Here is a 21,617-nt window from a genome sequence, read left to right as displayed (position 1 = left end):
GATTTGTGACAATAACGGCAATAGACGTCAGCTTTGGCCATGCTTTACCCTTAAAAGGCGGGAAGCATATCACAACAACTAACTATTTAATACATGACCAGGAAAATTGCTGAAAATACTTAAGGGATATAGTGGCAAAGTATTAGGTGTTTATGCAGTTTATCCTTATACCCGAAATTTACCCTTAAAAATTCGTATGTTGATTGAGCATATTATGATTTCTTATAAGAATATCAGTCATTATTTTTGATCTTCCTTTCTGTTGGGAGCAATAACCAGCAGAGATTATGTCATTTTTGGATATGCTCTATTGAAAATTCATGCCTAATGAACATGAGATATCAATGTGTTTTATCTTGATAGCGCATATATCAATTTGATTTTCATTGAGTAAATAACCTCTGCCCAATGTCCTGGGGTTATTGGGAATTTATATTATTCCTTTTTGTTAAAAAAGAGCAAGCATAGAAGCTTGAGAAAAGTTGTGATTATAATAACAAAGTTATGAAGAATTAACTTATTAATTACATTTCTTGTCTGATTATGCGAAAGACAATTTTACCGATGCTGGTTTACTGAGGAATTGCCGCTATGATGGCTTTAATTCTGGCATCCTAAGAAATGCGCGAATAATTTTTTAACATTAAGGTAAAAACTATGATTATTTCCTCTTCAACGGATTATCGGGCTGCAGCAGAGGCTAAATTACCACCTTTTTTGTTTCACTATATTGATGGTGGAGCCAATGCAGAGCATACCCTTAAACGCAATACCGCAGATTTATCCGATATTGAGTTGCGCCAACGTGTATTGAAAGATATGTCTGAGTTGAGTCTGGAAACCAGCTTATTTGGGGAAAAAATGTCAATGCCTGTGGCACTGGCTCCTGTGGGGTTAACGGGCATGTATGCACGCCGTGGCGAAGTACAAGCTGCACGAGCTGCGGCTAAAAAGGGAATTCCATTTACTTTATCGACGGTATCCGTGTGTCCTATTGAAGAAGTTGCTCCCGCGATTGATCGTCCTATATGGTTTCAGCTCTATGTGCTGAAAGATCGTGGTTTTATGCGTAATGTGCTGGAAAGGGCACAGGCTGCAGGAGTGAAAAATCTGGTATTTACCGTTGATATGCCGGTACCTGGGGCGCGTTACCGTGATGCACATTCTGGTATGAGTGGCTCGAATGCTGCTATACGCCGTATCTTGCAGGCGATGACCCATCCTTGCTGGGCATGGGATGTCGGTTTGCTGGGGAAACCACATGATCTTGGCAATATATCTGTGTATCGTGGCAAACCGACTAAATTGGAAGATTATATGGGGTGGCTGGGAAGTAATTTCGATCCATCCATTTCATGGAAAGATTTGGAATGGATACGTGATTCCTGGAAAGGGTCAATGATTATCAAAGGCATTCTTGATCCAGAAGATGCCAAAGATGCTGTCCGTTTTGGTGCAGATGGCATTGTAGTTTCTAATCATGGTGGCCGTCAGCTTGATGGAGTCTTGTCGACGGCGCGTGCTTTGCCAGTAATTGCTGATGCTGTCAAAAATGATATTACTATCCTTACTGATTCCGGTATTCGTACTGGGTTGGATGTGGTGAGAATGATTGCTCTGGGTGCGGATAGTGTTCTGCTTGGGAGAGCTTTTGTTTATGCTCTGGCGGCGGCTGGTGAAGCGGGGGTATCCAATTTATTGGAGCTGATTGATAAAGAGATGCGGGTAGCCATGACCTTAACAGGTGCCAAGTCAATCTCAGAAATTAATTCAGATTTATTGGTTCGAAATCAAAGTTAATGGTGGGTTTATTGCCATGATCGGTCAGTAAAATTTCTTTTGCTGACCCTATTTCTTTAGACGCCTATGGGGCGATATCCTTGCCATTCAGGTTTATCTGGTTGACCACAAGGGTTTTCAGACAAGTGGATATGGTAGCCATTGATTTGACTGAGGAGTAAGCAGTCGTCAACATCTTTCAGATTGTCTTTATGTAATTGGCCATAACCGGACAGTAGATTTTCTTTGGCTTTTTGTTTAGCTTCTTCTTCTGAATGTGCCACAAAGAACCCGTATTCATGGGCTTCTGCCAGCGAATCTTTTTGATAACCACCGAGGTTCACAAAATAGAGCTGTTTTTCCTCATAATACTTTTCATGGTTAAGAGTAATGTCATATCCATCCACCCATTTTAAGGGCATATAGCCATCCAGATGAAGTTTATCTTTATCTCCAAACCAAACTTCGCGTAAAACCGGATACGCTTCTTCAATTTTTTCCACAGCAACAAATTGGACATCATGAACTTCGATATTGGATTTTCCAGCATTTCCACCAAGATAAAACATGTACAATTGTGGCATTTCTTCCTACTTAATAATTTTAATCTAGTGTGATTTTGCGTTGAGTGTATTGATTTTTATATTAATAACAAAAGATTAAATATTTTCGATTAATATTTGCCCATATGAAAATAGCTTCGATTTCCCTGTCAGATAAACGCGATCTCCATCTATCCTGCATAATAATTCACCACCGCGTTCGGATAATTGACGGGCACGGAGCTCGGTTTTATTAAGCCGTTTTCCCCATAAGGGAGCGAGAACACAATGGCTTGATCCCGTGACAGGATCTTCATTTACACCTTTTGCAGGGGCGAAATAACGTGAAACAAAATCAACAGATGAATCACCAAGAGCAGTAATCGCAAGCCCTGGTAAGGGGAGAGCCGCGATTTTATTAAAGTCAGGCTGGGTATTGATGAGCTGCTCTACGGAATCCAGGACACAAATATAGCGATCATGTGAGACCAGTACTTCGGAAACATTTTGCCCCAGCGCATCTTGCATAGTAGCGATGAGTGTTTTTTCCTCATGACACTCCCTAACGGGGAAGTCCAGAGTAAATACACTAAGTTGATGAGAGACACGAAGTTCACCAGAACGGCTCTTGAATGTGATCGGATTATCTTGATTGTTGCGATGTTCTGTGAGGACAAATGCGGTTGCTAACGTTGCATGACCGCATAAATTCACTTCAACTCGGGGTGTAAACCAACGTAGATGATTTTCTACCAGAAAAGCCGTTTCCGGAAGGCCAATTTCAGCGGCAATAGAAATCAAGGTTTCATCTGCCGGCCACTTATCCAGTAAGACAACTGCTGCGGGATTGCCAGAGAACGATTGATCCGTGAAGGCATCAACATGATAAATAGGGTATAAATTCATCAAAATCTCACTTGTCTATGTAACGGAAGATCGAATATAGGATCTTGAAAATACATTAAATTGTAAAGAATTATCTGATTTTGCTGCAAAAACACAAGAATTGTAGTGTTGACCTTAGGTGACAATGATTATTAAATAATAATTATTTGTTATAGTTCTAATAAGGAAAGATATGAAAATCAAGGGAGCTTATTGCCTATTTTTTATTTTGTCAGGGTGTTTTTCCCAAGCTCTGGCACTGGATTTTAGCTACAAAAGCGATATACCTATTGATAACAAGCCGTCAGAAGAATATCTGAAAAAGCGAGATGAGTTGAATCAAGGAAGTTGGAGTACAGAGAAGTTGGCGGAGGCTAATGCCTTAGCTGAGAAACGAGAGAATGAGCTTAAAGAGTATAACGATAGATCCGAACAGAAAAATAGACTGGCATTTTCTTATGATTGGGATGATAAGCAGTTGAAACTTGCCCCTCATATGCAACAAGGACATCCTATGCAGAATATAAAAGAACACACAAAACGTCGGTGCTATAGAGAAACTAGGCAGAAATTACAAAAAGAGAAAGGTAATGCTTATTCCAATGCTGATATTGCCGATTCCTGTGGCTTTTATCATTGATCCTATAACCCATCTGCTACCACAACAGATTCAACTCTATTTTTGAAACTGTGCAACAGTGTGTAAGGATGCAGAATATAGCGAAAGGATTCGTAAATTTAGTCGTCATTGCTGTCAATAAGCCTCGAATTATTGTGGCTCTCTTTCTATGCATTTATTGTTCCATGCCGATGGTGAATTTCATACATCATCGGCATGGAGATTCATCTACCAGTAAAGTTATTGGGATTTTCAGCATATTATGACTTGATGCACAATGTTATTATGCATAGAGTGGAGCGCAATGGAACGTTATGGCAGTTGAATTCAAGGAACGATGGTTGGAACGGTTTTATGAGGATGACCTTTCCCATAAATGTATTCCTGCGGCATTAAGCAATACTTTGTACCGAAAATTGCAAATGTTGGATGCTGCGACGGAAGAGAATGATTTAAGGGCACCACCAGGTAACGATTTTGAACGTTTAAAAGGGAATTTACAGGGATGGTGCTCAATAAGGGTAAACAGGAAGTATCGCTTAATTTTCCAATGGATGGATAAAACAGCGGTTGATACTTATTTGGATCCTCATAAGTACTGATCTGAACCGCAGTGTTCAGTAGAGAGTCGTCTGTAGAGGAAAAGGATGATGAGAAATACTAAACGTCGCCCAGCAACTGTGGGTGAAATACTTATAAGTGAGTTTCTTGAACCTCTGGGGATAGAAATCAACGTATTGGCCGATGCAATGGGTGTACATAGGAATTCGCTGAGTCGCTTGATCCATGATAAAGGAACCTTAACAGCACCAATGGCAATTAAATTGGGGGCTACGTTAGGAAATACGGCTGAATTTTGGTTGAATATTCAACATGCTGTTGAGGTCTGGGATGTTCGTCATCAAGAGAGCGAGATGAATACCAAGGACATTAAACGGTTAATTTAGTTTTCACCTTCAGTGGACTTGCGTTCAGCCTGATTGGGCTAGCCATCTCACATATATAGAATGAGATGGCTTTGACACATCTATACCCGTCGTCTTTCAAGTTGCAACTTTGTTAGTTACTCCCACTCATCCCAGTCACATAGTTATCTATGCTCCTAGAGACTCGTCCCCTTGCTGTCGTGCAACTAGAAATCCATTGAGTATAATTTACCTATTTAATTGCGATTATTTTCGCAATTAGGATTTTGCTTCTTCTTCGTGTAATTTGCTCATTAAACGGCGAATAGGGATGATTAAGGCCAGTAAAATAGCGGCACAAATTACCAATGATAATGAAACATTGGAGAACAATTGCGGCAGGCTATCCAGTTTATCGGCACGTACATTACCACCAATCAAGCCAGCGGCAAGATTCCCTAATGCACTAGCACAGAACCATAACCCCATGACTTGCCCACGCATACGTGATGGTGCCAATATGGTCATTGTTGCCAATCCGATCGGGCTAAGGCAGAGTTCACCTAGTGTCAGAAAGAGAACGCTGACAATTATCCATAGTGGTGAAACTGTATTGCCTGTCTCCAGTACGTTTTGGGAGGCAAGCATCATGATCCAAAAACCACCAGCAGCAAACAGCATACCAATTAAAAATTTACCGATACTGCTTGGGTTCATATTGCGTCTTGCCAGTGTAGGCCACAACCAGCTAAAGATCGGTGCCAACAGAATAATATAAAACGGGTTGATTGATTGGAACCAGACCGCAGGGATCTCATAACCCAGAACTATGCGGTCAGTATAGTCTTTGGCAAATAAGTTAAACGATGTCGGTTTTTGCTCAAATGCTGACCAGAATAAGGCGGCTGAAACCAGCAAGATAAAACAGATGAACAAGCGAATTTTCTCATTGCGATCTAATCCTGCAAACAGGAATAAATAGGCAAAATAGAGGATTACACTTGATGCAATAACATAGATTAAGGTGTTGGCAACTTTAACTGGATTAAATGGAATCACGCCTATCGCTATCAGTGTCACCACCGCACAGGTAGCCATCACGATGACACTGATCCATTTGCCAATATTTTTGCGTTTTACCATTGGGCGATCCCAACAGGAATCCAGCTCCTGTTCTTTATCATAGCGACGCATCAGAGGGATGGTATAAAAGCGGAAAATTAGCAATGCGGCCAGCATGCCTAATCCACCGACACCAAAGCCCCAGTGCCAACCATAATCGTTAACCAGCCAGCCAGTGATTAATGCAGCGATTAAGGAACCTAAATTGATACCCATATAAAACAGGGAGAAACCACCATCACGGCGAGGATCATCTTTTTTGTACAGAGTACCCACCATAACGGTGATACAGGTTTTGAACAATCCAGTTCCGAGTGTAATGAGCAACAATCCAATAAAGAACAGGTTATTACCCCAAATTGCAGAGAGTGCAATTGATAGATGCCCCAAGGCGATAATTATCGAGCCATACCAAACGGCAAGTCGTTGGCCTAACCAGTTGTCAGCCAGCCACCCACCAGGTAGTGATGTTAGATAAATACTTCCAGCAAAAATTCCGACAATCGCAGATGCTTGCTCACGGGGTATACCCATGCCGCCTTCAAATACCGCAGCAGACATGAATAAAATCAGAAGGGGGCGAATACCATAGAACGAAAATCGTTCCCACATTTCTGTCATAAAGAGGGCACTAAGTGGATAAGGATGCCCAAAAAAAGTCCTGTTTTTTCCGTTATTGGTTGAAGATTGCATCTAATAATTTTTCCTAAAAATTCATCTTCGTGATGGAGATGTTTTACAAGTTAAAATGAAAAAGGACACTTTATAATCATGTCAAATAATATCGTTAACATTTCGTTATAAAGTTACTTACTTAATTATTGGTGTATTTTTAACATGCTCTCTGCATTTTTCATTGGTAAGAAGCACATTTTCTACTTTATATTTCATTTTTTAGAACGAAAGTCGATAAGAATCTCAACTTTAGAATTTAATAGTAGATATATGATGGAAAATATTGACTCAGGCATTTTTTTATTCTTTGTAATGTTTTTTATTAATCCATTGATAATAAAATAAATAATCTTTTAATTAATAATCTTTGTTATATTTTATTTAGGTAATCATTTGGATATGAATATTGAGCAATGAAAGGTTACATAAAAACAATCGGCTTTATGTGTTGAAAGACAAGTAAAATATAGGGTTATTAACAATTCGATAGCATTATCAAGAGGGGATGATTAATTTGACCATTTTTCAGTCAATATCTCGCAGGAGACTAAAATATCGGCTGCTATTGTCTATAAATAGCAGCCGAGTAGTATTCATCAGTGAATATTATCGTTACTACCATATAAAGACGGCATACCTTCGGGACGTGTTTTGAAACGGCGATGTAGCCACATATATTGGTCTGGTGCTTGCATAATTTCCTTTTCAATGACCTTATTCATGAATGCTGCTGCTTCTACTTCATCTTGTTGAGGAAAGTTTTCTACAGCTGCTTGAATAATCAGCTCATAACCTTTTCCATTAGGCAATCTGCGGGGTGTAAAGGGAATCAATGCGGGATTGGAAAGGCGAACGAGAATTGAAGTTCCCGTTGTGGTTGCTGCATGTTCAACAGCAAATAACGGTGCAAATACACTTTTGCGTGGGCCGTAATCATGATCAGGTGCGTACCAAACGATTTCCCCTTTTTTTAAGCAGCGGATCATGCCTTTAACATCTTTTCTATCCAGCATGTATTTATTGGAACGGAGTCTTCCCCATGTTTGTAGCCAATCCATGACTGGATTGTCGTTTGGGCGATAGACACCGATTCCCGGGTTCAAGATACCAAAGATACGTGCCCCCAGTTCTAGTGTCAGAAAATGAATCCCAATAACGATGATCCCCTGACCTGTAGATTGCACTTTTTGTATATTTTCCCGTCCGGTGACTTTGAACCAATGTTCGATTCTCCAGTCAGGCCAAAACCAGGCCATGCCGGTCTCAAATAACCCCATGCCAACAGATTCAAAGTTTTTAGTTAGCCACTCATCTCGTTTCTCCGGTGACATATCGGGAAAACAAAGTGCTAGATTGCGTTCGGCGACTTTGGCCCGCTTTTTCAAAAAGCGTTGTGAGAGCCGGCCGAGTCGAGTTCCCATCCAGTAAATCACTGGATAAGGGAGTAAAACTAATAAATAAAGTATGCTGATGCCTAGCCAAGTCAGCCAGTAACGTGGGTGTAAAAATGAACGATGAAAAGTGGGTGCTTGTATCATGTGTTTTCAGTATGTTTTTTAGTCATTTTGAATCATTGCTGTGCTCAAAATTTTCACGTTCTCATTCTTAGCGAACGAGCTGTACGCTTCGGTTTCTGTGCCAGCCTGCATTCAAGCTGTCTGCAATAATATTAGATACCTATTGAGATAGGCTCTAAGCGTAGTGTTGGCACATTGTGACATTTTTTAGTGGAATATCGAAATATTGAGGCACTAAATACTTAATTGGGCGATAAATTGTTCGCTAGGCTCACTACCTGATAACGTTTTTTGCCATGTTTTTTACTATGTTTTTTACCATATAATGGGAGCGTACTTATGGTGTTGGCATGATTATGATATTCCTGTGTTAGATATTCAAATGTTTGCTTCACATTGGTTGAGTGGGAGGAGGCTCATGTTTGGATTGTACCCCAGTAAGTATTACCTGTAAAAATAGCAGGGTTATAAATCACTATTCGCTAAAGGTCATTTTCGCTATGATATTCGGCCATCAATGGGGCAGACATTGAAGTTTTTATTTTTTGTCATCGAAATTCAGGAAAGTACACCATGCCTGTCTTTTAAGGCTCTATCTATGAAGCCTTGTCTTATTCGATTGGAATAAAAATACTTTTAAATCAAACAAATAAAAAGTAACACTAAGCAACTATAATAAATTGAGACAGGCTATTTTTGGTGATGAGGGGCGCAGGGAAGATCATGCGTCCCTCTGTGCTTCTTTCGTGTTCAAAATACACATTAAGTTACCGGATGAAGAGCCGTGGCTGGCGAAGATACCTGTTGCGGCGCGTAAGAATAACAGTTATCTCGTTTACACACACGTCTTTTTTACGGTATTGATTGATCGTGCTGAAGATTTCCAAAATAGTTGAATGTCACCTTTTATGCGGGCGGATTTTACTAGTGTTTCTGAATCCGCCTATTATTAATAATAATTACGAGCTCCTTATTTTAAAATACTATCGTATTTAATTTATATATTTTGATTAATCTCCTTGAGGGGAGGTTTTTATTTTAATTGCTAAGTTTTATTTTTTGGTTTAATATGGTTATTATTAAATAACAATCTAGAGTTGTTGTTTATTGAAAGGCTTATGAGCCAAGTTCATAAATACTTTGGGTACAACCACTTGACCATGAAAAATTCACATACATTAACGTTGTTATGCTGCTGATTACTATGTCAACTCTTGCCTTATCCAAGTTGCTTATATTGCAAGAAAAATTATCTTTTATTGTATATATGCGCCAATCATTTGTAATAAACAGTACCCACCAATAATCAAAATCTGGAAACCAAAAGCTTGAATCATAAGTAATATCCATAACAGGTATATTTTGTTGATAGCCCCCAACGTTCTTTAACATCTTGTGTTCTTCTTTTTTATGACTATTAGCTCTGCGATGACGTATTATCACAAAATTAAGGTCGGTTTCCCAAATAGTAGAAAGAAAAACTTGCCCTTTTCTTATATCAGACATAATAACTTCTCCTGTGTTATTTATCGAAATATTACTCCAAGTTTTAACCTTAAAAAATTTATCTTAGTATCAGTTTATATTATGAGTCGTCAAAATTAACCTTGTCAATGATTGAATAAATATAGGTGTAAATTGTATTTATTATTAGTATAGTACAAGTTTTAATTTTTATTTATTTTTTCTGAGGGGGGCTAGTATGCATTATTGGTTTTTTTGGTGAAGTATAAATATGGCTAAAGTTATAATGCCGCTTACTTAAGTATGCTTTTGGTTTTTCAGAACAGCGGTATTATCAAACTACTTTTGTTTTTGCTCATCATAGCTTTATTTTACTTTTCAACACCATAAATAATATATTTATAAATATATCAAATTACCTCACAAAACTGTACAGTTTTTTTGGCATTATAACCTTGCTCAAGACCTGTATGGGCAAGGTCTCCCCGCCCATGCGCAACTGCACAAAAATACGCCCCCTTTTGTGTGCGGGCGAGGTGGGGGAGCAAGCGCGCGCATCAAGGGTGTGGACAGACCTATTTTTTCGGGGATCACGATAATTGGAAAAAGTGCCATTACATCGTACCAATGAGCCGCCACAGCGCGTTGGACTCATCAGTCAAGGAAGGCTGGAAAATAAAGAAAAACGCACACTGCGCGAATGAATGAGGATAGTCAGCGCAGTATGCGGTGGGTATGGTGGAATAGGAGGGTTTCCAGATAGGCATTACCGAATACCAGATAATCCAGCACGTAAGCGGCCATATCCTGCTGGGATAACAGCGGATGCGGAATAAAGCAACTCATGATCACATTGCGTTTAAAGAATAAGGGCGACTGATGATACACCGCCGACGAGAACGTCCGCGCCAGCCCGTAAAATCAATCTGGATTTCATACCAGCGGCCATTTTGGGCACACTCCATACAATCCAGTAGATCCCCGCCGGACACTATCGGCATAGGGGTATCGAAGGTACTCAGCCACGCGACAGTGCCGCTTATACAGGCGCACAGGCGTACAGGCGTGCAGGCGTAAAGGCGTAAAGGCGCACTGGCTGGATCTGAATTTTGGCAAACAACCCGCGACCACCTTAAAGCGTAAGCGAAAAAAGCCCAGAAAAAAGAAACAGGAAAAATCCAGCCGTCGTGAAGGTGAATATCTGGAAGGGGCCGACGGGAACGTCTACGTGATGAGCCAGACGTTCAAGACCGAACGGACAGCACGACGGGCGGCGGCGGCAAAATGGGCAACGCTCCAGTGCGGTGCGGCGGAGTTTTCAATCACGCTGGCGCGGGGACGGGCCGATCTCTATCCTGACCTGACCGCTTCAGTTGCGGGGTTCAAAACGGCCATTGACAGCCATCAGTGGACGATATCGCGTGTTGTTCATAACCTGAGTGAAAGCGGTTTTACTACCCAATTAGAGCTGGAATTAAAAATTAAGGATATCGACATGACAGAAAGTGAACAAGATCAATAAACAATGGGTTATAATCGCGGCAGGCACACCCCCAATGATGAGGGTTATTCATGGCGTTTACCTGTCCCCAATGCGGCGCTGTGGCAAAAACACGTACCAGTGAAATGATGAGTGAAGAGACGCGGTGCAATTATCACCAATGTCAAAATATTCTGTGCGGCTGTACGTTTACGGCCATCACTACCATTGAACGGTATTTGACACGCCCCAGAAGTTACCGACTGATTTTTAAGGTCCCGAAACTGGCGTTTCCGTCTAGCCATTACGGTGATGAACAAATTGGTTTTGGATTTTGAATAAAAAATAGCCCCAAATCGGGGCTGATTCTGTGTCTATTGTGCCGGTAACTTATTATTCAGGCATTATTTCCATGATAAGCTCTCCCGTATCTGACACTGTCACGTTCGGTATTAGCGCTATAATTTCTCCTGTTTTTATATCTATTTTTGCCGCCCGAGAATCTTTTAATATCCTTTCGAATACGTTTTTACCTTTGAATACTGTTTGTACTATAGCGTAAGGTTGTTGTTGATTGAGGGCTAATCGGTAGGTTGTTTCAACATGTTGATAACTTGAAACATCAAACATATTACTTTTAATTGCTTTTTCTAACGGTCTGTACGAATTATCCTTAGGGCTAAAGTTTGAAACAAAGTTATCCAGATTGATTAAGTCATGAGGTGTTTTTGAATCTTTTCTGAAATCCTCGTCACACGCAAGAATTTCATCAAGTTTTAGCTGCCCCGGTTTTGCAGAATAGTTTTGGCTTAAACAGTTGTAGAAAGACCCCGTCACCAGCTCATGCATTTTCTTGTAAGGAGAATGGTTTTCACCTGTGGAGGCGGTTTGCTTGTCAAAGCCGCTGGCAAAGCTGGAAAAGTTAGTAACGTTGACAAAATAGTAGATAACGATGCCAGACAGGACGAAAATAGCTATTCCTATTGCAGTTTCCGACTTTAATATGCTCGATCTTTTCTCTCCGCAGTGTGGGCATGCTTGTTCGTTCCTTGCAATTTCTCCCTTACACTTTTTACAATTTACTAACTTCATAGAAATCAATCCCTATCCAATTTTGTTTGGTTATCCATTTCAATCAAATTAATTTATTGAATAAATATTACAAATGAAAATCTTTGGTCAAAGATGATACCGTATAGATGTGAAACTTATTTGATAATTTTATAGCTATAAAATAAGAAAACCCTTCGAAATCTGAAGGGCGTTTGCATCATTAAGATTAACGACTTATGTAACCATGAGTGTGAGATAAAATTATAAGGTTAGCTTTATCATCTGTTGCCTTGCCAACCTCATCGCATGAGGAACGCGGATTCTCAAAAACATAGCCAGCATGATTATGTTTGTTAAGTACACGAATTTCTTTTGTATTTTTTAGGTATGAAGTTTTGCCATCAAGCCAAAGTGGGCTACAGACTCCCATGTTAATGACTGCTTGATAAATGTCGTTGGAAATTTATGGTCAAGGTTGATTCTGTATAGATGTGAAATCTATCTGATAGTTTGATAATGATAAATGAGAAAGCCCCTCGAAAATCAGGAAGCATTTCCGTTCAGTCATTACGGTGATGTTTGGGGTCTTAAGTAAATTCAGAGTAGGGATCTGATAGATCTAGGTCACAGAAAAAAGTAATATTGTAGAAAATAAAAAAACCAAGTGTGTACGAGGGTTTTTTAGTTAAAAATTGTCGATAATGGTCTATCTGTGTCCACAGAGTGGACACAGATAGACATAAGTATATATCAATAGAATACAAGGATATTTTGAACACCATGCCAGTGTTACATAACCGTATTTCTAATAAAGAGCTGAAAGACCGTATGTTGGCTGAAGTTGAGCCGCGCACGACCATCTCTTTTTATAAATATTTTACCATTTCTGAACCTCGGGCTTTTCGCGATAGCCTGTATCAAAAATTTGGCGAGTTGTCTGTTTTCGGACGGGTTTATATCGCCAAAGAAGGTATCAATGCACAAATTAGCGTACCTTCTAAAAATGTTGATGCTTTGAAAGCGTTATTGGATGAGACTGATCCTGCGTTATACAACCTACGTCTTAATATTGCTCTGGATGATGACGGTAAATCATTCTGGGTATTGCGCATGAAAGTGCGTGAACGCATTGTTGCTGATGGTATTGAAGATGAAACCTTTGATCCGTCAAAAACGGGCAAATATCTCAAAGCGGAGCAGGTTAATCAACTGCTGGACGATCCTGACACTGTTTTCGTTGATATGCGTAATCACTACGAGTATGAAGTCGGGCATTTCGAAAACGCGATTGAGATACCTTCTGATACGTTTCGTGAACAGTTGCCAATGGCAGTAGACATGCTGAAAGACGATAAAGATAAAAGTATCGTTATGTATTGTACTGGTGGAATTCGTTGTGAAAAAGCTAGTGCTTATATGCTGCATAATGGTTTTGACAAAGTCTACCATGTCGAAGGTGGCATTATTGAGTATGCCCGTAAAGCAAAAGAACAAGGGTTACCAGTGCGGTTTGTTGGTAAGAACTTTGTTTTCGATGAGCGTATGGGGGAGCGTATTTCTGACGAAATTATTGCGCATTGCCATCAATGCAGTTCGGTGTGTGATAGCCATACCAACTGTAAAAATGATGGTTGTCATTTGTTATTTATCCAATGTCCGTCTTGTGTAGAGCGCTTCGAAGGCTGTTGTAGCGATGTTTGTCGTGAAGAAATGAAATTGCCTGAAGATGAACAGCGTGCTCGTCGGGCGGGGAGAGAAAATGGGGCTAAGATTTTTAATAAGTCCCGCTATCGGTTGAATGATGGCCTGAAGGTTACATCATTACAGTCCGTTAAATAACATACCTCACATCTATTAAGTTGCAGCTTTACTGGCTGATACTTGTTCAAATATTAGTATTGGACACTCAACGTATTGAGTGTCCAGATATTTTTGGAGCACTTAAGTCTAAGTCTGTTGTTAGTGTTTGATATGGTCAAGCTGACTGTATTCTGATGCTTCTATCTTTTCAATCCCAGCCTGTAAAATGAGGATGAGTTGTTTCGCCACCCCTGTCGTTAACCACAATGTTTTGTCAACACTAACATTTTCTGTGGCTTGATCTTGGGAGGATGAGTAATGAAGACGTATCATCATGGCATCATAGGCATCAACAGTACTGATATCCCAGCCTACAACAGGATGAGTTTGAATTATTTCATTTTTTCTTTCCATATAACCTCCTAATCAGACTACAGCATCATTAACGATATATATGATTGACTAAGAGCAAGAGACTTCATCTAGGATGAATCAGTAGCAGTATAAACCTTTTTGGCAATCTAAGAAGGGAAAAGAACGGGATTTTTCTGGAAATCACTGTAATTGATTACTGCTATTTGTTAGTGAGGGAAAACGCGCGGAAATGGAATAAAGAGCCATCTCCGTACGTTCACCTATAGATTAGTAGCGAATTAATTACTCACATACCTTTACATCCCACCTGGCATCTTCTCCAGCAAGGAATGGAATTAATTTTTCATCACCACATTCAATATGTTCAACAACAGGGTTTGGTTTACGTGTGAGTTCAATAAATTCATCATTTACAGGTAAGCCGTAAAATGCTGGGCCATTTAGGGAACAAAATGATTCAAAATGTTCCATTGTATTCATCTCTTCAAAAACAGTGGCATAGGCGGCCAGAGCAGTTGGAGCATTGAAAACGCCAGCACAACCACAAGATGATTCTTTGCGATGCAGAACATGGGGAGCAGAATCAGTCCCCAGAAAGAAACGGTTACAACCACTGGCAACAGCTGCTCGTAATGCTTCCTGATGAATATTGCGTTTTAGTACAGGTAAACAGTAAAGATGAGGGCGGATACCACCAACTAACATATGGTTGCGATTAAACATCAAGTGTTGTGGTGTCAGTGTTGCACCTAATTTATCATCACCATCAAGAATGTATTCTGCAGCTTCCTTAGTTGTAATATGCTCAAAAACAACTTTCAATTCAGAGAATTGCTTACGTAATGGTTCCATTACTTGTTCGATAAATCGAGCTTCACGGTCAAAAATATCGATATGGGCAGCAGTGACTTCACCATGAACCAACAGGGGCATTCCTATTTTTTCCATGGTTTCTAATAACGGATAGATTTTTTTGATATCAGAAACGCCATGGCTGGAATTGGTTGTTGCATTGGCTGGGTACAGTTTACAGGCGGTGAAAATACCTTCTCTATAGCCCGTTTCAATTTGGTCACTGGCCGTTGAATCTGTCAGATAACAGGTCATAAGCGGTTGGAAATGATGACCTGATGGAATAGCTGCGATTATCCGATCTTTATAAGCTTTGGCACTGGCAACATCTGTCACTGGAGGGACAAGGTTGGGCATGACGATAGCTCGGCCAAAAAAACGGCTGGTATGAGGAACAATGGTTTTCAGCATATCACCATCGCGGAAATGGACATGCCAGTCGTCAGGACGGCGGATTTTAATTGTATATGATTCGGTAGTCATGGAACCGGCTCCAGAATATGGATGGAAAATGATGGATGCTGATTCAGCATTCCTTAAGCCGGAGGAGGATGATAAAACGAAAATAGCTAAATAGCTATTAATGAATGAGAAAATGCTATTTTTTTTGAAATTAAATTTTAGATCTATATAGACTAGGGTATTCAGAGGGAATGATCATATCAAAAAAGGAAAATAAAAACACGAGGGTGAATTGAATTTGGCTCCTCCAGCTGGACTCGAACCAGCGACATACGGATTAACAGTCCGCCGTTCTACCGACTGAACTATGGAGGAACTCCTTCAATACGGAGCGAATATTAACGATACTTTTCATGTTTGTCAAAGCAGAAAATAACAATAACAGTTTGTTTGCTGTTAATGTGTACTGAATGGGCTTTTTTGAACTTTCTGAGGGCTAATTGGAGAGAAAGTCGGCAAGAGAAAGACAAAACCGGAGTGCAGAAGAACAGTACAAATCAGGAAGTAAGGGTAAAAGAGTGAAGGCTAAAGAAAGCAAAAACCCCGATTAGTAAAACTAATCGGGGTTTTCAGAATATCTGGCTCCTCCAGCTGGACTCGAACCAGCGACATACGGATTAACAGTCCGCCGTTCTACCGACTGAACTATGGAGGAACTCCTTTAAGACGGGTGAATATTAACGGTACTTTTTATCTTTGTCAAAGTAGAAAATAACAATAACAGTTTGTTTGCTGTTAATGTGTACTAAGTGGGCTTTTTTTGAACTTTATGATAGCTATTTGGAGAGAAAATCGGCAAAAGAAAGACAAAACCGGAGTGCAGAAGAACAATACAAATCAGGAAGCAAGGGTAAAAGAGTGAAGGCTAAAGAAAGCAAAAACCCCGATTAATTTTACTAATCGGGGTTTTCAGAATATCTGGCTCCTCCAGCTGGACTCGAACCAGCGACATACGGATTAACAGTCCGCCGTTCTACCGACTGAACTATGGAGGAATTGACTTGTTCCTGAGAACGGGGCGGATAATACATGTTATGTTCAAAGGTTGTAAAGAGAAAAAAAGGAAAATAAGCTCAAGCGTCTAAATTGCACTCAACTTAATGATTTTTCCTGGCTTTTGATGAAAACATAACTCATTCATCAGGAGCGTATTCATATGTAGATGTGTAGGGTTCAGGCCTAATCGATTTCGAATTGTAGTGAGATAGTAGTGAAATAGTAAGGAGTTACTGAGATCAAATAATGAGAAATAAAAAAAGCGGCTCCCTGATTGGAAGCCGCTATAAACTATTTTCGCTAAGAAACTTAGCTTGTTTTTCACATCTCGTACAATTGATTTGTGCAAAATGTTTTGAATTTGGCTCCTCCAGCTGGACTCGAACCAGCGACATACGGATTAACAGTCCGCCGTTCTACCGACTGAACTATGGAGGAATTGCTCTGTTCCTGAGAACGCGGCGAATACTAGCGATGAACTTGAATAGTGTCAACGAAAAAAGCCTGTTTTTTTATTGTTTGCTCATCATATAAGCGAATTGTATCATCATTATACTACCTCATTGAATTTACGCGCTTTTTTTCACCATATTGATAGGGTGAGTATAGGGCGACTGTTCTGAGCAGGCGATCATAAACACATCATAAAAACAAATCACGTGTTTCCTCTTGATGATATGTTTGATGTCATTTTTGACTTCATTGGGTACGCGAGGATGAGCGAGAATTTTATTAATGGCGTTTTCAGACACAGGCTCGTTGACGAACCACTCACCATTATAACATACACGTAAATCGAGTACGTCAATGTCTTCGAAATGATAGATTGGTTTGATATCAAATAGCAGAACGGCTGCCATAGCGATAAAAGTTATGGTAAATGCAAAAAGAGACCAAGCACCAAAATAGGGCGCATACCACATGAGCATGGCAAGAAAAGCATAAGAGATAACCATCGCCAGACACAGGTATGGGTGATGACTGATAAAACCGCTGTTGAAGCGTATCTTACCATCACGGTGCTCTTTAAGATTAATCCGCTCAAGATCTTGAATCAATATTTGTTTGATGATGTTCATTATACTAACCCACTTATTTTGTCGAAAAGTGTTGTAAAAAGCATGCTAACCTTGAAAACTGTGTCCTTTTCAAGGTTAGCATGCCCGTAACACACATCTGTATAGCAATTACTTTAATTTATTTGCAAAATTGTTATTGCTGTCAATAGATATCAGTATTTTCGCTAAGACAAAAGTTGAATAAATCAAATAAAATTATAAAAACACGTTTTTATTATGCTATTTTGTTCTAATATTGAGCATGTACGGTTTTTTTAAAACGATAATACATAAAAAGGTTGCTATTCGAGTGCGTTAATGCGTTAATGCGTTTGGCCTGATTAACAGACCTACTTTATGTACGACATCTTGAGTTAATGAGTTATGTGTAAGTGCTATCTCTGGTAGCCTTTGTTGACCGTTTCCTTCTTAGTGCCTCCATAAGTAATAGCTGATACTGGCCAACACATGCCCGAGGTGGCGAGTTTTTTTTGATATATAGGAAAGTCAAATGTCTGACAAAATGAAAGGTCAAGTGAAGTGGTTCAACGAGTCTAAAGGCTTTGGTTTCATCACTCCAGCTGATGGTAGCAAAGACGTATTCGTACACTTCTCTGCCATTCAAGGTAACGGCTTCAAAACTCTGGCAGAAGGCCAGAATGTAGAATTCACCATTGAGAATGGTGCCAAAGGCCCAGCAGCAGCAAACGTAACTGCTATCTAATTAGCCTTTAAGCCTTATTCTAAGCTCGCTAGGTCAATATGCCCTAGCGGGCTTTTTGTTTTTTTATTTCTTTCATCTTTCATGTTATCTCTTTGTTAGTTACACAGATTCATTTTAATCACCGATCACCGTTTTTAATTACACGGTTAGCCATATTTTTGGCAATTCAATCAATGACTATTTTGGTATTATTCTAAATTTAATGGGTATATAGTATTATACACAGGAAAATAGTTTCATTGGTTACTTTTTGTTGAGTTAAAATAACTCAATGGAAATAAATGAGCATTAATCAGAACCCATCACAATTGAATGCTAAAATATTTATAGCATTGTTGCTTTTTAATGAAATAGCAATTTTTTTGGAAAACTATCAATTGGACAGCCAACGTTTTAGTCTAAATAAAAAGTAATCAGTAAGCGGTTCATTCCTTTCGATTTGCTACTTATCTAAACAGGTGGGTAATGCTACTTCACTTTATAAGCTTGTACTTACCCGAAGAAAATTAAGGTATGTTGGAGTATGTATGTTGTGGTTATATGTCCATTATTTATTCCTTTCGGGAATATTAAAATCATTAAATCGAATTAAATATTTATCATCTCAATTTCTATGTATGATGAATAGCCCCTCTCTTCAGGTTATTTATTGCTCGTTAATTTAACTATGAATGGTTTCCAAGTAGTTAAATTCCTTATACACAACAAGTGGAGGAGTTTTAGTCGCTGTATAAAAACTGCTTTTAGCCATTCAATCAATAGAATTTCAGCCAATAAAGTCAACCGAATAAATCCACTATTGTACATAACTCTTTGGACCCAACAAATTTTAAGTCAGGCATAATTAATCAAGCACTAACTTGAAGAGTAAAGGATGTATTTATCCATTTGATGATATGGGGGATACCAGGTTGTTAACATCTGTTGCTGTTCATTTACTGTTACTGCCCGCATTGTGCTTCGGGGTTTTGATCGGAGCGGAGTGTCAATGGTATCAACGTATGGCAGGATTGAAAACAATGCATTTGGTGTCAAGCCGTACAGTGAATTAATGCCTAATCACAGCAACAAGCCTTGGATTTAGAACCGCGTTATAAAATCCATATATTATTTACGACATAAATGATGAAATTTTGGTAAGGACGTTAAGCTTACAAGCACTCGATGGATTAGGTGTTAGGTTGCAGTTATTGAGTAGCACTGATGTCATTCACCTGGTAGGTTTGAGGCTTGGTTAAATTAAACAGCCTCTATCAAAGTGGTACCAAGGATCTAACGGATCAAGCGATTGTCAGGTATAGCAGAGAAAATTTAGACATCGATTTTCTTCGCAGCTACAGAAAAATTGATGAGTTACCTTTGGATTTTGTTAGACGTAGATTATCAATTTCTGTACGTGATTTGTATAAAAAATACCAATTAATCTGCAAAGGTACCGTAGAGAAAATGCTATCAGTTTACTTCTATATAAAGGCAAAGGAGAAAATTATTTCTCTTACTGAAAGAAGTCACAACAATGCAAGGGAATTAGTTAGTAACTATAACTAACGAGGTTTCAGGGTGTTAATCTTAACGATAAGGGAGTTAAGTCTTGATGAAGTGAAACATCCGCTTTCTGTGACTGATGAAAAGGAAATGGCACTATAAGGTTTATTAACATTTCTAGAACTACCAAAAGATGATGCAGCAATAGCGATTTCAGCATTAAGAAAAAATGGTATTTTGGTTAAGTTAGTTACCGGAGATAATCCTGCCATGACCGCTAAAATTTGCCGTGCAGTAGGTTTAGATTCTGGAAATATTCTTATTGGTTCTAATATTGAACCTATGAGTGATGAAGACCTTTCAAAAGAAGTGGAATTAAAGTCTGTCTTTTGTAAGTTAACTCATCGCAAAGATCACACATTTTAAAGATATTGTAAAATAATGGTCACACAGTTGGTTTTTTTGGCGATGGAATAAATAATGCTCTGGTATTACGGGATACTGATGTTGGAATTTTAGTTGATACTGCGACGGATATCGCAAAAGAGTCAGCAGATATCATTCCTCTTGATAAAAATCTCATGGTATTAGAGGTGGGATAATTAAGAGAAGGGAAACGTTTGGGGATATTATTAAGTATTTAAATATGACAGCCAAACCGAATTTTGGAAACGTATTTTCTGTATTGGTTGTCAGTGCATTTATTCCATTTTTACCGATGTTATCCATTCATTTGCTTGTACAAAACCTAATGTACGATATTTCACTGCGTCTTTACTATAAGACAGAAAAGATAAAGAATTTTTTGAAAAAGCTCTGTAAGTGGGATTCAGAGCATATCGGATGTTTTATACTCTGGCTTGGATCCACATCGTCTATCTTCCTCATTATGGTTTATGTCATGATGTGGTACGTATTTACAGCGAACAGTGTAAAGCATCAGGCCATATTTAAATTGGGATATTTTGTTTAATGGCTACTGTCACAGATATTGCTTGTGCATATGTTGAGCACATAAAAGGCTCCTTTTGTACAAAGTACGGCTACGTTACCTGTCTTGATTAATGACATTAATAATAATTATGCTAGGTATTTACATTCCATTTTCACCTTTTGATATGTTAATTGGATTACAGCCATTGCTATGGGAATATTTTTCATGGCTAATTGGGATATTAATAAGTTACTGTATCATCATCCAAATGATGAAAAGATTTTACATCTATCGATTTGGTAGATGGTTGTAAATAATTCTCATTACTTAAAATTTTATTCTGTATAGGTTAAGGGATTAACCCACATAAAAAACCTGCCTTTATAACTCTCCTTATGGTGAATTTTTTGCAAATATTTAGAATAGGTATTGATGTTATTCTTTGAATATGAACCTCCTATCACATTGGCAAATTAATTTAAGGAAGTAATAGCGTTATATTTACCTGTTATTTTTTTTATTTTAAACGCTGAATTAAATGAACTATTGCTACTGGAGTTTTAAGTTCAGTAGGGTAAATTTATTTTTTATATTTATTTTATCTATTTCTATTATTTATTTTCGCCTAAATATCTATTTATTTTTTTATTAGGACTTATGCAATAATAAACTGTTACTAAATTTACATTTAGTAGTGATTTTATATCTATGTTTTTTGTTATTTAAGTAGTTAATTTTTAGTCAATAGTTTGTTTAGTTTCTGAATTTTACTACAGCCTATAAGGTGCTGGAGTTTTACTAAAAATATTTATTAAACTTAACATTTTACTGGTGGAATAAGTTTTTTTTAATAAGATTTATTTATGATTTGCTTGTGTGGGCTTGTCGAT

General features: G+C 38.7%; 18 protein-coding genes, 4 tRNA genes and 3 pseudogenes. 11 read left to right on the top strand and 14 right to left on the bottom strand.

The genetic code is table 11. From position 1 onward, the window contains the following. Nucleotides 1–100 precede the first annotated feature (100 nt). Nucleotides 101–250, top strand: a pseudogene (locus tag Xhom_RS42810) (LysR family transcriptional regulator); the annotation flags it as partial. A 407-nt stretch (nucleotides 251–657) separates the two neighbouring features. Beyond that, nucleotides 658–1,800 (top strand): FMN-dependent L-lactate dehydrogenase LldD, encoded by a 1,143-nt coding sequence (lldD, locus tag Xhom_RS13500; protein WP_069315222.1) that lies wholly within the window; start codon nucleotides 658–660, stop codon nucleotides 1,798–1,800. 56 nt (nucleotides 1,801–1,856) lie between these two features. On the opposite strand, the gene Xhom_RS13495 is transcribed toward lldD, so the two are convergent. Together Xhom_RS13495 and Xhom_RS13490 are read right to left on the bottom strand one after the other, a co-directional pair. Next, nucleotides 1,857–2,363 (bottom strand): DUF1543 domain-containing protein, encoded by a 507-nt coding sequence (locus Xhom_RS13495; protein WP_069315223.1) that lies wholly within the window; start codon nucleotides 2,361–2,363, stop codon nucleotides 1,857–1,859. Nucleotides 2,364–2,438: 75 nt separating this feature from the next. Beyond that, complete coding sequence (locus Xhom_RS13490; protein WP_069315224.1) at nucleotides 2,439–3,227, bottom strand: PhzF family phenazine biosynthesis protein; 789 nt, start codon at nucleotides 3,225–3,227, stop codon at nucleotides 2,439–2,441. 172 nt (nucleotides 3,228–3,399) lie between these two features. On the opposite strand from Xhom_RS13490, the gene Xhom_RS13485 reads away from it, so the two are divergent. The 3 genes from Xhom_RS13485 to Xhom_RS13475 all read left to right on the top strand — a co-directional run bounded on the left by Xhom_RS13485 (nucleotide 3,400) and on the right by Xhom_RS13475 (nucleotide 4,772). After that, the gene (locus Xhom_RS13485) at nucleotides 3,400–3,846 is read left to right on the top strand and encodes a hypothetical protein (protein WP_069315225.1); all 447 of its coding nucleotides are present in this window, start codon (nucleotides 3,400–3,402) and stop codon (nucleotides 3,844–3,846) included. Between the two features lie 293 nt (nucleotides 3,847–4,139). Continuing rightward, the gene (locus Xhom_RS13480) at nucleotides 4,140–4,427 is read left to right on the top strand and encodes a type II toxin-antitoxin system RelE/ParE family toxin (RefSeq protein ID WP_069315226.1); all 288 of its coding nucleotides are present in this window, start codon (nucleotides 4,140–4,142) and stop codon (nucleotides 4,425–4,427) included. A 45-nt stretch (nucleotides 4,428–4,472) separates the two neighbouring features. Then, on the top strand, nucleotides 4,473–4,772 hold the full coding sequence (locus Xhom_RS13475) for a HigA family addiction module antitoxin (RefSeq protein ID WP_198148733.1): 300 nt from the start codon (nucleotides 4,473–4,475) through the stop codon (nucleotides 4,770–4,772). Nucleotides 4,773–5,009: 237 nt separating this feature from the next. On the opposite strand, the gene Xhom_RS13470 is transcribed toward Xhom_RS13475, so the two are convergent. Together Xhom_RS13470 and Xhom_RS13465 are read right to left on the bottom strand one after the other, a co-directional pair. Then, entirely contained in the window at nucleotides 5,010–6,545 is a 1,536-nt protein-coding gene (locus Xhom_RS13470; protein WP_069315228.1) for a peptide MFS transporter, read from the bottom strand. Nucleotides 6,546–7,123: 578 nt separating this feature from the next. Then, a complete protein-coding gene (locus tag Xhom_RS13465) occupies nucleotides 7,124–8,065 on the bottom strand; it encodes a Kdo(2)-lipid IV(A) acyltransferase (protein WP_069315229.1) in 942 nt (313 codons plus the stop codon). A 659-nt stretch (nucleotides 8,066–8,724) separates the two neighbouring features. Between Xhom_RS13465 and Xhom_RS13460 the strand changes: the two genes are divergently transcribed. After that, a complete protein-coding gene (locus Xhom_RS13460) occupies nucleotides 8,725–8,940 on the top strand; it encodes a type II toxin-antitoxin system YafO family toxin (protein WP_071933821.1) in 216 nt (71 codons plus the stop codon). A gap of 220 nt (nucleotides 8,941–9,160) precedes the next feature. On the opposite strand, the gene Xhom_RS13455 is transcribed toward Xhom_RS13460, so the two are convergent. Together Xhom_RS13455 and Xhom_RS13450 are read right to left on the bottom strand one after the other, a co-directional pair. Beyond that, on the bottom strand, nucleotides 9,161–9,550 hold the full coding sequence (locus Xhom_RS13455) for a hypothetical protein (RefSeq protein ID WP_069315230.1): 390 nt from the start codon (nucleotides 9,548–9,550) through the stop codon (nucleotides 9,161–9,163). 711 nt (nucleotides 9,551–10,261) lie between these two features. Then, nucleotides 10,262–10,530: pseudogene (locus tag Xhom_RS13450) on the bottom strand (phage portal protein); the annotation flags it as partial. Nucleotides 10,531–10,586: 56 nt separating this feature from the next. Between Xhom_RS13450 and Xhom_RS13445 the strand changes: the two are divergent. Together Xhom_RS13445 and Xhom_RS13440 are read left to right on the top strand one after the other, a co-directional pair. Beyond that, nucleotides 10,587–11,030, top strand: a pseudogene (locus Xhom_RS13445) (phage late control D family protein); the annotation flags it as partial. A 50-nt stretch (nucleotides 11,031–11,080) separates the two neighbouring features. Continuing rightward, nucleotides 11,081–11,326, top strand: coding sequence for an ogr/Delta-like zinc finger family protein (locus Xhom_RS13440; RefSeq protein WP_069315232.1), 246 nt, complete (start codon nucleotides 11,081–11,083; stop codon nucleotides 11,324–11,326). A gap of 55 nt (nucleotides 11,327–11,381) precedes the next feature. Here Xhom_RS13440 and Xhom_RS13435 read toward each other — a convergent pair whose 3' ends face one another. Then, nucleotides 11,382–12,080: a hypothetical protein gene (locus tag Xhom_RS13435; RefSeq protein WP_069315233.1), complete on the bottom strand. Its 699-nt coding sequence runs from the start codon at nucleotides 12,078–12,080 to the stop codon at nucleotides 11,382–11,384. Nucleotides 12,081–12,821: 741 nt separating this feature from the next. Between Xhom_RS13435 and trhO the strand changes: the two genes are divergently transcribed. Next, nucleotides 12,822–13,880: an oxygen-dependent tRNA uridine(34) hydroxylase TrhO gene (gene trhO, locus Xhom_RS13425; RefSeq protein WP_069315234.1), complete on the top strand. Its 1,059-nt coding sequence runs from the start codon at nucleotides 12,822–12,824 to the stop codon at nucleotides 13,878–13,880. A 120-nt stretch (nucleotides 13,881–14,000) separates the two neighbouring features. Here trhO and bssS read toward each other — a convergent pair whose 3' ends face one another. The 7 genes from bssS to Xhom_RS13390 form a co-directional block, all read right to left on the bottom strand. Further along, the gene (gene bssS, locus Xhom_RS13420) at nucleotides 14,001–14,255 is read right to left on the bottom strand and encodes a biofilm formation regulator BssS (protein ID WP_069315235.1); all 255 of its coding nucleotides are present in this window, start codon (nucleotides 14,253–14,255) and stop codon (nucleotides 14,001–14,003) included. A 243-nt stretch (nucleotides 14,256–14,498) separates the two neighbouring features. Beyond that, nucleotides 14,499–15,551: a dihydroorotase gene (gene pyrC, locus Xhom_RS13415; protein ID WP_069315236.1), complete on the bottom strand. Its 1,053-nt coding sequence runs from the start codon at nucleotides 15,549–15,551 to the stop codon at nucleotides 14,499–14,501. Nucleotides 15,552–15,769: 218 nt separating this feature from the next. Then, nucleotides 15,770–15,845: transfer RNA gene (locus Xhom_RS13410), tRNA-Asn, on the bottom strand. A gap of 264 nt (nucleotides 15,846–16,109) precedes the next feature. Then, nucleotides 16,110–16,185 (bottom strand) — tRNA-Asn (locus Xhom_RS13405). A 264-nt stretch (nucleotides 16,186–16,449) separates the two neighbouring features. Next, a tRNA-Asn gene (locus Xhom_RS13400) sits at nucleotides 16,450–16,525 on the bottom strand. A gap of 363 nt (nucleotides 16,526–16,888) precedes the next feature. After that, nucleotides 16,889–16,964, bottom strand: a tRNA-Asn gene (locus Xhom_RS13395). Between the two features lie 131 nt (nucleotides 16,965–17,095). Next, nucleotides 17,096–17,605: a YlaC family protein gene (locus Xhom_RS13390; RefSeq protein WP_069315237.1), complete on the bottom strand. Its 510-nt coding sequence runs from the start codon at nucleotides 17,603–17,605 to the stop codon at nucleotides 17,096–17,098. A 490-nt stretch (nucleotides 17,606–18,095) separates the two neighbouring features. Between Xhom_RS13390 and cspE the strand changes: the two genes are divergently transcribed. Further along, nucleotides 18,096–18,308 carry a transcription antiterminator/RNA stability regulator CspE gene (cspE, locus tag Xhom_RS13385; protein WP_010847246.1) on the top strand — a complete coding sequence of 71 codons (213 nt, stop codon included), beginning with the start codon at nucleotides 18,096–18,098 and terminating at the stop codon, nucleotides 18,306–18,308. Nucleotides 18,309–20,030: 1,722 nt separating this feature from the next. After that, nucleotides 20,031–20,219, top strand: a complete 189-nt coding sequence (locus Xhom_RS45855; RefSeq protein ID WP_145957455.1) for a hypothetical protein — start codon at nucleotides 20,031–20,033, stop codon at nucleotides 20,217–20,219. Nucleotides 20,220–21,617 lie beyond the last annotated feature (1,398 nt).

Origin of the sequence: Xenorhabdus hominickii, assembly GCF_002632725.1 — a bacterium.
Taxonomy (GTDB): domain Bacteria; phylum Pseudomonadota; class Gammaproteobacteria; order Enterobacterales; family Enterobacteriaceae; genus Xenorhabdus; species Xenorhabdus hominickii.
Note: the sequence above shows the minus strand (reverse complement) of the source record. Positions and strands in the feature narration are given on the sequence as shown.

Bases quoted from the DNA above. Each gene is read 5' to 3' on its own strand.
- lldD (WP_069315222.1), top strand. From the start codon at position 658: ATGATTATTTCCTCTTCAACGGATTATCGGGCTGCAGCAGAGGCTAAA.
- Xhom_RS13495 (WP_069315223.1), bottom strand. From the start codon at position 2,363: ATGCCACAATTGTACATGTTTTATCTTGGTGGAAATGCTGGAAAATCC.
- Xhom_RS13490 (WP_069315224.1), bottom strand. From the start codon at position 3,227: ATGAATTTATACCCTATTTATCATGTTGATGCCTTCACGGATCAATCG.
- Xhom_RS13485 (WP_069315225.1), top strand. From the start codon at position 3,400: ATGAAAATCAAGGGAGCTTATTGCCTATTTTTTATTTTGTCAGGGTGT.
- Xhom_RS13480 (WP_069315226.1), top strand. From the start codon at position 4,140: ATGGCAGTTGAATTCAAGGAACGATGGTTGGAACGGTTTTATGAGGAT.
- Xhom_RS13475 (WP_198148733.1), top strand. From the start codon at position 4,473: ATGATGAGAAATACTAAACGTCGCCCAGCAACTGTGGGTGAAATACTT.
- Xhom_RS13470 (WP_069315228.1), bottom strand. From the start codon at position 6,545: ATGCAATCTTCAACCAATAACGGAAAAAACAGGACTTTTTTTGGGCAT.
- Xhom_RS13465 (WP_069315229.1), bottom strand. From the start codon at position 8,065: ATGATACAAGCACCCACTTTTCATCGTTCATTTTTACACCCACGTTAC.
- Xhom_RS13455 (WP_069315230.1), bottom strand. From the start codon at position 9,550: ATGTCTGATATAAGAAAAGGGCAAGTTTTTCTTTCTACTATTTGGGAA.
- Xhom_RS13440 (WP_069315232.1), top strand. From the start codon at position 11,081: ATGGCGTTTACCTGTCCCCAATGCGGCGCTGTGGCAAAAACACGTACC.
- Xhom_RS13435 (WP_069315233.1), bottom strand. From the start codon at position 12,080: ATGAAGTTAGTAAATTGTAAAAAGTGTAAGGGAGAAATTGCAAGGAAC.
- trhO (WP_069315234.1), top strand. From the start codon at position 12,822: ATGCCAGTGTTACATAACCGTATTTCTAATAAAGAGCTGAAAGACCGT.
- bssS (WP_069315235.1), bottom strand. From the start codon at position 14,255: ATGGAAAGAAAAAATGAAATAATTCAAACTCATCCTGTTGTAGGCTGG.
- pyrC (WP_069315236.1), bottom strand. From the start codon at position 15,551: ATGACTACCGAATCATATACAATTAAAATCCGCCGTCCTGACGACTGG.
- Xhom_RS13390 (WP_069315237.1), bottom strand. From the start codon at position 17,605: ATGAACATCATCAAACAAATATTGATTCAAGATCTTGAGCGGATTAAT.
- cspE (WP_010847246.1), top strand. From the start codon at position 18,096: ATGTCTGACAAAATGAAAGGTCAAGTGAAGTGGTTCAACGAGTCTAAA.